11 protein-coding genes and 1 pseudogene are annotated in these 11274 nt (G+C 69.0%); 6 read left to right on the top strand and 6 right to left on the bottom strand.

The features are described from left to right. The 3 genes from A5678_RS18480 to A5678_RS26650 all read right to left on the bottom strand — a co-directional run. Nucleotides 1–812 (bottom strand): hypothetical protein (locus A5678_RS18480; protein WP_068044935.1); only part of this gene is annotated, 812 nt, incomplete at its 3' end. 43 nt (nucleotides 813–855) lie between these two features. Beyond that, the gene (gene ripC, locus A5678_RS18475) at nucleotides 856–1995 is read right to left on the bottom strand and encodes a peptidoglycan hydrolase RipC (RefSeq protein ID WP_068044933.1); all 1140 of its coding nucleotides are present in this window, start codon (nucleotides 1993–1995) and stop codon (nucleotides 856–858) included. 183 nt (nucleotides 1996–2178) lie between these two features. Next, the gene (locus tag A5678_RS26650) at nucleotides 2179–2433 is read right to left on the bottom strand and encodes a hypothetical protein (protein WP_082945615.1); all 255 of its coding nucleotides are present in this window, start codon (nucleotides 2431–2433) and stop codon (nucleotides 2179–2181) included. Nucleotides 2434–2600: 167 nt separating this feature from the next. On the opposite strand from A5678_RS26650, the pseudogene A5678_RS26645 reads away from it, so the two are divergent. Further along, a pseudogene (locus A5678_RS26645) lies at nucleotides 2601–4445 on the top strand (DEDD exonuclease domain-containing protein); the annotation flags it as partial. On the opposite strand, the gene trpD reads toward A5678_RS26645, so the two are convergent. Beyond that, entirely contained in the window at nucleotides 4383–5474 is a 1092-nt protein-coding gene (trpD, locus tag A5678_RS28020; protein WP_068044931.1) for an anthranilate phosphoribosyltransferase, read from the bottom strand. The pseudogene A5678_RS26645 and the gene trpD overlap by 63 nt on opposite strands. 138 nt (nucleotides 5475–5612) lie before the next feature. Here trpD and A5678_RS18465 point away from each other — a divergent pair, with 138 nt between their 5' ends. From A5678_RS18465 to A5678_RS18450, 4 genes are read left to right on the top strand one after another with little or no spacing between them, the layout of a single operon-like run. Then, complete coding sequence (locus A5678_RS18465; protein WP_055401014.1) at nucleotides 5613–6224, top strand: heme-copper oxidase subunit III; 612 nt, start codon at nucleotides 5613–5615, stop codon at nucleotides 6222–6224. Between the two features lie 58 nt (nucleotides 6225–6282). Then, nucleotides 6283–7134: a c-type cytochrome gene (locus A5678_RS18460; protein ID WP_068044929.1), complete on the top strand. Its 852-nt coding sequence runs from the start codon at nucleotides 6283–6285 to the stop codon at nucleotides 7132–7134. Further along, nucleotides 7131–8339: a ubiquinol-cytochrome c reductase iron-sulfur subunit gene (locus tag A5678_RS18455; protein ID WP_068044927.1), complete on the top strand. Its 1209-nt coding sequence runs from the start codon at nucleotides 7131–7133 to the stop codon at nucleotides 8337–8339. Before A5678_RS18460 ends, A5678_RS18455 begins: the two co-directional genes overlap by 4 nt. Next, complete coding sequence (locus tag A5678_RS18450) at nucleotides 8336–10036, top strand: cytochrome bc complex cytochrome b subunit (protein ID WP_068044925.1); 1701 nt, start codon at nucleotides 8336–8338, stop codon at nucleotides 10034–10036. Before A5678_RS18455 ends, A5678_RS18450 begins: the two co-directional genes overlap by 4 nt. Here A5678_RS18450 and A5678_RS18445 read toward each other — a convergent pair. Then, on the bottom strand, nucleotides 10033–10494 hold the full coding sequence (locus A5678_RS18445) for a DUF5994 family protein (protein WP_068044924.1): 462 nt from the start codon (nucleotides 10492–10494) through the stop codon (nucleotides 10033–10035). The genes A5678_RS18450 and A5678_RS18445 overlap by 4 nt on opposite strands. Before the next feature lie 333 nt (nucleotides 10495–10827). Between A5678_RS18445 and A5678_RS18440 the strand changes: the two genes are divergently transcribed. Next, complete coding sequence (locus A5678_RS18440) at nucleotides 10828–11061, top strand: hypothetical protein (protein WP_068044923.1); 234 nt, start codon at nucleotides 10828–10830, stop codon at nucleotides 11059–11061. Between the two features lie 4 nt (nucleotides 11062–11065). On the opposite strand, the gene A5678_RS18435 is transcribed toward A5678_RS18440, so the two are convergent. Next, a partial coding sequence (locus A5678_RS18435) for a DUF2561 family protein (RefSeq protein WP_156746980.1) occupies nucleotides 11066–11274 on the bottom strand: 209 nt, incomplete at its 5' end.

Below are 11274 nucleotides of genomic sequence, written 5' to 3'. Positions count from 1 at the left end.
CAGCGCGCGAGCAGGCCGGGCGGGTCGGTGGCCAGCACGTCGTGGGCGGCGGCGGGGACGTCGGTGTGCCCGACACCGCAGACGGCCAGATAAAGGTCGTGCAGCTTGGCCGTCCCGTAGGTGTCCGCGACGAAACGCGCGAACCACCAGGCGCGGTCGTATGCCAGCGAACGCTGCGACCCCGGCGCGTCCAGGTCGGCGTCCGAGGGCAGCACCAGCGGTACCGGCAGCGCGTCGAGGGACACCGGAGTCCGGGGCCGGCCGACGAAATCGGCCACGCCTTCGGTCAGCCACCGGGGCGCATCCGCGGCGGTGTCAACGCGGGCGGCGTAGTGAAAAAGCTCGTGCGTCAAGACAATTCGTAGTGCGCCCTCGGTCATGCCGGCCGCGCCGGGCGCGAAGACGATACGCTGACCGATGGTCACCCGATGCGCGGAATCGACACGGTCGACGACCGTCACGGCCGCGATGTCCGCCCACTGCGCCGCCGGTCCCCCGCCGGCGGCCGCGCGGAACTCCTCGTCGGTGTGGGCGGCGACCACCGAAATGTCCCGCGACCAGTCCACGCCCCAGAACGCCTCGACCGCGTTGATCGCGACACCGATGCCGGACGCGACCCGAGACAGCAGGCGATCACTGGCCGGGGCGCCGAGCCCGAGCAGCCGAACCGTGCGGTCACCGACGACCAGTGACCTCGTCGCGGCGCTGACCTGGCTGCGTGCGGGCGTGACCAGTTGCGGGGGCCGCGTGCCGCCACCGCGTCCCGCGTCCAGCGGGACGGCCGCAGCGACGATGAGCTCGACCAGGAACACCCAGGCCAGCAGCAGCGTGAGCCGGCGGTGCCGGCCGGGGCCTCTAGTAGCGGCGGGCGTCGTGGATCGGACCTGCCGCATTCATCGGCACCACGCGCACCGGCTGGCCGTACGTGGAGGAATGGATCACCATGCCGTCACCGACGTAGAGGCCGCTGTGTGACGCATCGTTATAGAAGGTGATCACGTCGCCGGGCTGCAGGTCCGACAGGGAAACCGGTTGGCCGCCCTGGGCCTGAGCCTGGCTGGAGTGCGGCAGCGAGATGCCGGCCTGCTGGAAGGCCCACATCACCAGGCCGGAGCAGTCGAACCCACCCGGCGCGGCGCCACCCCACACATACGGCGAACCGACTTGCGTCAGGGCCGCCTGTACGACCGTGGCGCGGTCACCGCCGCCGACTCCGCCACCGAACGGTCCGGGCATTCCGCCGGGAGGCGGCGCCTCACCGGGTGCCTGCGGCACGCCGGGCGGCGCGGCCTCCGGCGCGGGCGCGCCGGGCGCCGGGAGACCGGCCGGGATGGGACCGGGATCGGCGAGCGCGGTGCGCTGCTCGGGCGTCAAGGAAACGTACTGCGACTTGACGACCGCGATCTGCACCTGCAGCTGACTTTGCTTAGACTGCAAGCTCGCTCGCACCGCGGCGGCCTGCTCGGCCGCGCTCTTCGCATCGGCGGCGGACTTGGCGGCCTCGCGCTCGGCCTTGGCGGCCTGCTCGCCGGCGGCCCGGAAGCTCGTCATCTGGTCGGACATCTGCGTCGCCATCAGCCGCTGCATGGCCAGCTTGTCGATCAGCCCCTGCGGCGATCCGGCGGTCAACATGGCCGTCATGCCGTCGACGCGGCCGCCCATGTAAGTCGCGGCGGCGAGCTTGTTCACGGCGCCCTGGAACGACGCCAGGCGAGCCTTGGCGGCATCGACGGCAGCCAGGGCGTCGTCGTGCTTCTTGTCGGCCGCGCGCTGGGCCGCCAACTTGTCGTTCAGGTTGAGCTGCGCGCTGTGCATCGCCTCGGTGGTCTGCTCGGCCTGGCGGGACAGCTCGTTGAGTTTGGCCAGCGCGTCACCGGCCGGGTCGGCCGAGACGTTCGCGGCGAGGGCGCCCGATAAGACTGTGAAGCCCGCTAGCGTCCCGATGGCAAATCGTGTGAGGACACGCGCAAACGGGTATCTAGAGTCAAGCCTCAAGATTTTGCTTCCTTAAACGGGCCATCGACGACCAGGCGCCGTCGAGCTGGTTTAGGTCTCAAACAGGTTACGAAACGATATCGGCGTTTGTCCAAAGCGAGGGGTTAAGAAATTGGAAAGATTTCTGTCATATTCATGTGAACGGCTCTGACCCCCTCGTAAACCTTTGGCACGCAAAGCATCTTAGGCGACGCCCGAATCGCGTTCGCGGCGGATAGGCACCAACCGTAATCGCGGTGCCAGTCCGACATCGGCAAGCACCGCCAATGCAGCGCATTCGTCCTCCAATAAAGTTCCCGGGACCCCGAGTAGCACGCTGACTACGCAATCGCGGCATCCCGGCCCGCGCACCGCGCAGTCATCGCAGTCGATCACCACCGGCGCCCCCGCGTGCGGCACCGTCGCGCCGTTGCTGTCGGGCCCACTGCTTCGTGCCATCGGGATCGGTCCTCTCGGTCAGGCTTGGCGAACTCAGGTCGGACTCCCCGAACGGTAACCACACCCACCGACAACCCGCCGGCGCCGCGTTTCGGCTGGCGAACGGGTCGGATTTGTACGGCGTGGGAGCCGCGCGGGTGTCGGTGGTCCCGCTTAACGTCGCGGCCATGGGTGCCGGTGGTGCGACTCAGCTCAGCTTCGCCGACGTGGGGTCGCCCTTCGCCACCGCGGACACCTCGTTGCGCGACACCACCTTCGTGGTGGTCGACCTGGAGACCACCGGCGGACGCACGAAAAGCACCGACGGAAACGCTCCCGACGCCATCACCGAGATCGGTGCGGTCAAGGTCCGCGGCGGCGCCGTGCTCGGCGAGTTCGCCACGCTGGTCGACCCGGAGCGCAGCATCCCGCCGCAGATCGTGCAGCTGACCGGCATCACCACGGCCATGGTGTCCGATGCTCCGACCATCGACGCGGTGTTGCCGATGTTCCTCGAGTTCGCCGGGGACGCGGTGCTGGTCGCCCACAACGCCGGGTTCGACATCGGGTTCCTGCGGGCCGCGGCGGCGCGGTGCGACATCCCCTGGCCCCGGCCGCAGGTGCTGTGCACCGTGCGGCTGGCCCGCCGGGTGCTCAGCCGCGAGGAAGCCCCCACGGTGCGGCTGGCCGCGCTGGCGCGGCTGTTTGCCGTCGCCACCCAGCCCACGCACCGCGCGCTGGACGACGCCCGCGCCACCGTGGACGTGCTGCACGCGCTCATCGAGCGGGTGGGCAATCAGGGCGTGCACACCCTCGCCGACCTGCGCTCCTACCTGCCGGATGTCACCCCCGCGCAGCGGCGCAAGCGGGTCCTCGCCGAGGGCCTGCCCCGCCGGCCGGGGGTCTACCTGTTTCGCGGGCCGTCCGGCGAGGTGCTCTACATCGGCACCGCCGTGGACCTGCGCCGCCGGGTCGGCCAGTACTTCACCGGCGCCGACCCCCGCGGCCGGATGAAGGAGATGGTCAATCTGGCCACCGCGGTCGACCACGTCGAGTGCGCGCACGCGCTGGAGGCCGGCGTCCGCGAGCTGCGGCTGCTGGCCGCGCACGCCCCGCCCTACAACCGCCGGTCGAGGTTCCCGCACCGGTGGTGGTGGGTGGCGCTCACCGACGAGGCGTTCCCCCGGCTCGCGGTGGTGCGGGCCCCCCGCCACGACCGCGCCGTCGGCCCGTTTCGCCTCCGCGCCGACGCCGCCGACACGGCCGCGCTGCTGGCCCGCTTCACCGGCCTTCGGACCTGCAACGCCCGGCTGGGCCGCTCGGTCCTGCACGGGCCGGCCTGCGCCGAGGCCGAGGTCTCGCCGTGCCCCGCGGCGCGGGGCATCACGGCCACGCAATACGCCGCCGCCGTGGCCCGCGTCGCCGCGTTGATCGACGGGATGGAGAACGCCGCCCTGTCGGCCGCCGTGGATCAGGTCACCGCGCTGGCCGAGCGCCGCAATTTCGAGAGCGCCGCGCGCCTGCGCGACCGCACCGCCACCGCGGTCGAGATCCTGTGGCGCGGCCAGCGGTTGCGTGCCCTGGCCACGTTGCCCGAGCTGATCGCCGCCGCGCCCGACGGGGAGGGTGGTTACCACCTCGCCGTCGTCCGGCACGGCCAGCTCGCCGCGGCCGGGGTCGCCAGGCGTGGGGTGCCCCCGATGCCGGTGGTCGACGCCATTGTGGCTGGGGCGCAGGCGATTTTACCGACCGCGGCCCCGCTGGGCGGTGCGCTCGTGGAGGAATCCAGCCTCATCGCACGCTGGCTTGCCGGCCCCGGGGTGCGCATCGTGCGGGTCGACGAGTCCCCCGACGCCGCCGGCTGGGCTTCGCCACTGCGCTCGGCCGGCGCGTGGGCGTCGTGGGCGGCCTCGGCGCGCTCGGCGCGGCTGGCCTCGGAACAGACCTTGGCACAAGCGGCCCAACACGATTCACACCTGCTGGCTGAACCGCACCCATCGCGCGAGCAGCTCTTCGGCCGCGCCGGAATCGATCGCCGCGCTGGCGCGCTGCAGCCCGTCCTCCCACGCCGGCAACCATTCAGCGCGGCTGGATAGGCCCGCGTGGGCGACGATCGCCCCGGCGGCGTTGAGGACGACGGCGTCCCGGACCGGTCCCTTGTCACCGGCCAGCACCGCACGCACCTCCGCCGCGTTGGCTTGCGCGTCGCCGCCCAGCAGATCATCGAGATCGGCTCGGGGAAAACCGAATCCGGCGGGATCGAACGTCAGCTTGTCCACCGTCCCGGCCTGTACGCGCCAAATCGTGCTGGTGGTGGTCGTCGTCAACTCGTCCAGCCCGTCATCACCATGCACCACCAGGACGCTGGACCGGCGCGCGGCGAAGACCCCCGCCATCACCTCGGCCAGGTTGGCGAACGCGCAGCCGATCAGGCCGGCCCGCGGCCTGGCCGGATTGGTAAGGGGACCAAGGAGATTGAACACCGTCGGCACGCCGATCTCACGGCGCACCACCGAGGCGTGCCGGTACGAAGGATGAAACAGCGGCGCGAAGCAGAACCCGATGCCCACTTCGTTGAGGCTCTGCGCCACCTGCTCGGGCTCGAGGTCGATGCGCACCCCGAGCGCCTCCAGGGTGTCGGCACCGCCGGACAACGACGACGCCGCGCGGTTGCCGTGCTTGGCTACCGGCACGCCGGCGGCCGCGACCACGATCGCCGCCATGGTGGAGAGGTTGACGGTGTTGACGCCGTCACCGCCGGTCCCGACGATGTCCACTGTGTCGTCGCGGATGGCGGGCATCGGGCGTGCGTGGCTGAGCATGACGTCGGCCAGCTCACTGACCTCGGCCGAGGTAGGGACCTTCATCTGCATCGCCACGGCGAAGGATGCGACCTGCGCCGGGCTGGCGTCGCCGGCCATGATCTGATCCATGGCCCAGCCGGCCTGGCCGCGCGCCAGATCCTGACCGGCCATCAACCGGGCCAGGACCCGTGGCCACGACTGCGCCGCCCCGGCCGGTCGAGCGGACCCGCCGGTGGACGCCTCAGATGACAGAGCCACGCGCCGATGGTCCCACGCGGACCCGACCTGCCCCAACCGGCGCGGACAGCCGCCGGCTCCGGACGGCGTCGCGACGCGAAAACATCAAATGCCGCCCCGGGTGGAGTTAATCAACTACAAAGCGTCATACTTGCGGATGTGACCAGCGCTGTAGGGACCTCAGGTACTGCAATCACGTCGCGCGTTCATTCGCTGAATCGACCGAACATGGTCAGTGTCGGCACCATCGTTTGGCTCTCCAGCGAGCTGATGTTCTTTGCTGGCCTGTTCGCAATGTATTTCACCGCGCGTGCGCAGTCCGGCGGCAAGTGGCCGCCACCGCCGACCGAACTGAACCTTTATCAGGCGGTCCCGGTGACGCTCGTGCTGATCGCGTCGTCGTTCACCTGCCAGATGGGTGTGTTCGCGGCCGAACGCGGCGACGTCTTCGGGTTGCGCCGCTGGTACGTGATCACCTTCCTGATGGGCCTGTTCTTCGTTTGCGGGCAGGGCTACGAGTACTTCCACCTGGCCACACACGGCACCACGATCCCCGGCAGCGCCTACGGCAGCGTGTTCTACCTGGCGACCGGGTTCCACGGCCTGCACGTCACCGGCGGTCTGATCGCCTTCATCTTCTTGCTGGCCCGCACCGCGATGAGCAAGTTCACCCCGGCGCAGGCCACCGCGAGCATCGTCGTCTCCTACTACTGGCATTTCGTCGACATCGTGTGGATCGCGCTGTTCACCGTGATCTATTTCATCCGATGAGCCGGCGGCTCCGAATAAAGGAATGAACAGGAGTGCTCGGTTGAAGAAGCTGAGGTCCATGCGAAACCGGAAGCCGCGACAAGGGCAGGCGCGAAAGGCCGTGAGCGACCGCTCCCGGCGGCGGCTGCGCCGCCGCTTGTCGGGCGGGCTGTTGCTGCTGATCGCGCTGACCATCGCCGGCGGCCTGGCCGCCGTGCTGACGCCGCGCCCGCAGGTGGCCGTCGCCGACGAGTCGTCCTCGGCGCTGCTGCGGACCGGCAAGCAGTTGTTCGACACGTCGTGCGTGTCGTGTCACGGCGCCAACCTGCAGGGTGTGCCCGACCGCGGGCCCAGCCTGATCGGCGTCGGCGAGGAGGCCGTCTACTTCCAGGTCTCCACCGGCCGGATGCCCGCGATGACCGGCGAGGCCCAGGCGCCGCGCAAGGAGCCGATCTTCGACGAGGCGCAGGTCGACGCGCTGGGCGCGTACGTGCAGGCCAACGGCGGCGGTCCGACCACCGTGCGTAACCCGGACGGCAGCCTGGCCATGAAGTCGCTGCGCGGCGACGACCTGGGCCGCGGTGGCGACCTGTTCCGGCTGAACTGCTCCTCCTGCCACAACTTCACCGGCAAGGGCGGGGCGCTGTCGTCGGGCAAGTACGCGCCGCCCCTGGAGCCGCCCAACGAGCAGCAGATCTTGGCGGCGATGCGGACCGGGCCGCAGAACATGCCGAAGTTCTCCGACCGTCAGCTGTCCTTCGAAGCGAAGAAGGACATCATCGGCTACATCAAGTCGGTCACCGAAGAGCGCCAGCCCGGCGGCTACGGCCTCGGCGGGTTCGGGCCCGCACCCGAGGGCATGGCCGCGTGGATCATCGGGATGGTCGCCGCCATCGGTTTGGCACTGTGGATTGGGGCACGAGCATCATGACGGACGACGTTCGCGGCTCCGACACCGGCGGCACTGCCCACGGTGTCGGCGAGAGGGAACCCGACGACGCAGCCCTGGCCGCCATGTCGCAGCAGGAGCTGGTGGCGCTGGGCGGCAAGCTCGACGGCGTCGAGACGATCGTCAAGGAGCCCCGCTGGTCCGTCGAGGGCACCAAAGCCGAGAAACGGGCCGAACGTGGAGTTGCCTTATGGCTCTTGCTCGGCGGCGGTTTCGGGCTGGCGCTGCTGCTGGTCTTCCTGTTCTGGCCGTGGGAGTACAAGCCGAAGGACGCCCCCGGCAGCCTGCTGTACGACCTGACCACCCCGCTGTACGGGCTGACCTTCGGGATGTCCATCCTGTCGATCGCGATCGGCACGATCCTCTACCAGAAACGCTTTATCCCGGAAGAGATTTCGATCCAGGAGCGGCACGACGGCGCCTCGCGGGACATCGACCGCAAGACGGTGGTGGCGAACCTGACCGACGCCCTGGATGGCTCAACCGTCCGGCGGCGCAAGGTGATCGGGCTGTCGCTGGGACTGGGCCTCGGCGCGTTCGGCCTGTCGACGCTGGTCGCGTTTGCCGGCGGTCTGATCAAGAACCCGTGGAAACCGGTGGTGCCCAGCGCAAATGGGAAGAAGGCCGTGCTGTGGACGTCCGGCTGGACACCGCGGTATGCGGGCGAGACCATCTTCCTCGCGCGGGCCACCGGCTCAGCCGGCGCGTCACCGTTCATCAAGATGCGGCCCGAAGACCTCGACGCCGGCGGCATGGAGACCGTCTTCCCGTGGCGTGAATCCGACGGTGACGGCACCACGCCGGAATCGCAGGAGAAGCTCCGGGCCATCAACCAGGGCGTCCGCAACCCCGTCATGCTCATCCGCGTCCGGCCCACCGACATGCCCCGGGTGGTCAAACGCCAAGGCCAGGAAAGCTTCAACTACGGCGAGCTGTTCGCCTATACCAAGGTCTGCTCACACCTGGGTTGCCCCGCGTCGCTGTACGAGCAGCAGTCCTACCGAATCTTGTGCCCATGTCACCAGTCGCAGTTCGACGCCTTGCATTTCGCCAAGCCGATCTTCGGCCCGGCGGCCCGCGCGCTGGCGCAACTGCCCATCACGATCGACACCAACGGGTATCTAGTCGCCAACGGTGACTTCGTCGAGCCCGTCGGACCGGCATTCTGGGAGAGGACGACATCATGAGTCCCAAACTGAGTCCCCCGAAACCGCCCAAGATCGGCGATGTCCTGACCCGACAGGGCGAAGACATCGATACGCGCTACCACCCCTCGGCTGCGGTGCGCCGGCAGCTCAACAAGGTCTTTCCGACGCACTGGTCGTTCCTGTTGGGCGAGATCGCGATGTACAGCTTCATCGTGCTGCTGCTAACCGGTGTGTACCTGACGCTGTTCTTCGACCCGTCCATGGCCGAGGTCACCTACAACGGCGCCTACCAGCCGCTGCGCGGTGTCGACATGTCTAAGGCGTTTGCCTCGACGCTCGACATCTCGTTCGAGGTGCGCGGCGGCCTGTTCGTCAGGCAGGTACACCACTGGGCCGCACTGATTTTCGCGGCATCCATCATGGTGCACCTGGCACGCATCTTCTTCACCGGCGCGTTCCGCCGGCCCCGCGAAGCGAACTGGGTGATCGGTTCGCTGCTGCTGATCCTGGCGATGTTCGAGGGGTATTTCGGATACTCGCTGCCCGACGACCTGTTGTCGGGTATCGGGGTACGCGCCGCGCTCTCCTCGATCACGCTGGGGATGCCGGTGATCGGCACCTGGCTGCACTGGGCGCTGTTCGGCGGCGACTTCCCCTGCGGCGGCGTGGGCAACGAGTGCGCTCAGGTGGGCATCATCATCCCGCGCATGTACGCCCTGCACATTCTGCTTTTGCCGGGCATCATCCTGGCGCTGATCGGGCTGCACCTGGCGATGGTCTGGTTCCAGAAGCACACCCAGTTCCCCGGCCCGGGCCGCACCGAGCAGAACGTCGTCGGTGTGCGCGTCATGCCGATCTTCGCGGTCAAGTCCGGCGCCTTCTTCGCCGCGATCGTCGGCGTGCTCGGCCTGATGGGTGGGCTGCTGCAGATCAACCCGATCTGGAACCTCGGCCCGTACAAGCCATCCCACGTGTCCGCCGGGTCGCAGCCCGACTTCTACATGATGTGGACCGAGGGCCTGGCCCGTATCTGGCCGCCATGGGAGTTCTACTTCTGGCACCACACCGTTCCCGCGGCGGTCTGGGTTGCCCTCCTGATGGGCCTGATCTTCGTGCTGCTGATCATCTACCCCTTCCTGGAGAAGCGGTTCAGCGGCGACCGTGCCCACCACAACCTGCTGCAACGGCCGCGTGACGCCCCGGTGCGCACGGCGATCGGTGCCATGGCGATCGCGTTCTACATGGTGCTCACGCTGAGCGCGATGAACGACATCATCGCGTTGAAGTTCCAGATCTCGCTGAACGCGACGACGTGGATCGGCCGCATCGGGATGGTCATCCTCCCGCCGGTGGTCTACTTCATCGCCTACCGGTGGTGCATCGCGCTGCAGCGCAGCGACCGGGAGGTGCTCGCACACGGCATCGAGACGGGCATCATCAAGCGGCTGCCGCACGGCGCCTACATCGAGCTGCACCAGCCGCTCGGACCGGTGGACGACCACGGCCACCCGATCCCGCTCGAGTACCAGGGGTCGGCGCTGCCCAAGCGGATGAACAAGCTGGGCTCGGCCGGTTCACCGGGCCGCGGCAGCTTCTTGTTCGCCGACCCCGTGTCGGAGGATGCGGCGCTGCGCGAGGCGGCACACAGCTCCGAGCAGCGTGCCCTGACCGCCCTGCGTGAGCACCAGGAAGGCACCGTCGGTTCGCCGAACGGCAAGAACGGCGAGCGCCACTAGCCTCGCGCTGGTTCGGTGCAGGCCGTCCCGCACTGTTGTTGGGCGGCCCGCAGGATGGAACCGGCGGTAAGGAACGCCGGCTTCGTCTGGTCGCGCGCTTCGACGGGTAGGTCGGCCGCGCAGCGCAGCACCATCAGCGCGAGCGCGCTGTAGGTGGCGTACGGGATGACCAGCAGGTTGACGCGTGCGGCGCCCCCGACGAAGGTCATCACGTGCTGGCGCTTTCGCTCCCATCCCGACCAGTTCAAGTCCGGCGGTCGCTGCAGCGGTGGCCAGTTGACGTTGATGGCGTTGATGTCGCCCAGCAAGGGAGTCAAGAGGGCGACCACCTCGGGCAGTTCGTTGGTGATGCGGTCCGCGCGCGGCCACCACGCGCCGTCGATGGGGCGGCCGAGCTCACGAGCCACCGACAGCCGGACGGGATTGGCCCGGCGTCGGCGTTCGAATAATTCGGTCATCCGCGGGCCTGGCCGTCACGGCCAGGCAGGGTTGCAGCGTCCACGGGCGTTCCCTTCACGTCGGCGTCGTTCGCCCCGGCGACCGCGGGACGGACGGAGGAATCGCATTGCCCGTGGGTGGTATCCGCGCCGGAGCGTGACCACCGCTGACAACGAAACAGCTCGCAGTGGACGCTACGCCAACGTCGGCGCTCCCGAGCGGCCAGGGTGACCGCGCGGTCGTCACGACGGCTCGGGAGCCGACCGAATCCCGTCGGTGCACTACAGTGGCGAGGGCCTGACCGTGGCGCTGTCCGGGTGAGCGGGGGGCCGAAACGGTGAGGATGGGGCGCAATGGCGATACAGGACTGGGGCGACGCCCCGGAGATCCATCCCTCGAAGATCCGGGTCGGTGACATCATCGGCACGTTGCGTCCCACGAAGCTGCGTTACACCGTCAAGATGATCAGCGGGCCGCAGACAACTCCCCGGCGCTGGACATTCTTCGGTCGCGACGACAACGGCACGCAGCACACGAGCACGTTCGGCGAGGACGAAATGGTTCGCAGGTACGCCAAAGCGTCGTGAGCGCCTACTGCGCGGCGACGGCGCGGCGCAGCTGGCGAACGTGCAGCCACTCGATCACCGGCATTCCCGCGGTGATGACGCCGGCGACCACGTATGCGACCCAGGACGGGCCGTCGTGGCCCACGGCCATCAGGTAGGTCGCCGTGGCCACCGCGACCAGGGCCGCGCCCATCGCGGCGACCAACAGCACGGTACCTCGCAGCCACACCCGAT

The organism is Mycobacterium sp. E2733, from assembly GCF_001667585.1.
Classification (GTDB): Bacteria; Actinomycetota; Actinomycetes; order Mycobacteriales; family Mycobacteriaceae; genus Mycobacterium.
This window is presented reverse-complemented; position numbering and strand designations above follow the sequence as displayed.

Coding starts and splice junctions, on each gene's coding strand:
- A5678_RS26650 (WP_082945615.1), bottom strand. CDS start 2,433: ATGGCACGAAGCAGTGGGCCCGACAGCAACGGCGCGACGGTGCCGCAC.
- A5678_RS18460 (WP_068044929.1), top strand. CDS start 6,283: ATGCGAAACCGGAAGCCGCGACAAGGGCAGGCGCGAAAGGCCGTGAGC.
- A5678_RS18455 (WP_068044927.1), top strand. CDS start 7,131: ATGACGGACGACGTTCGCGGCTCCGACACCGGCGGCACTGCCCACGGT.
- A5678_RS18450 (WP_068044925.1), top strand. CDS start 8,336: ATGAGTCCCAAACTGAGTCCCCCGAAACCGCCCAAGATCGGCGATGTC.
- A5678_RS18445 (WP_068044924.1), bottom strand. CDS start 10,494: ATGACCGAATTATTCGAACGCCGACGCCGGGCCAATCCCGTCCGGCTG.
- A5678_RS18440 (WP_068044923.1), top strand. CDS start 10,828: ATGGCGATACAGGACTGGGGCGACGCCCCGGAGATCCATCCCTCGAAG.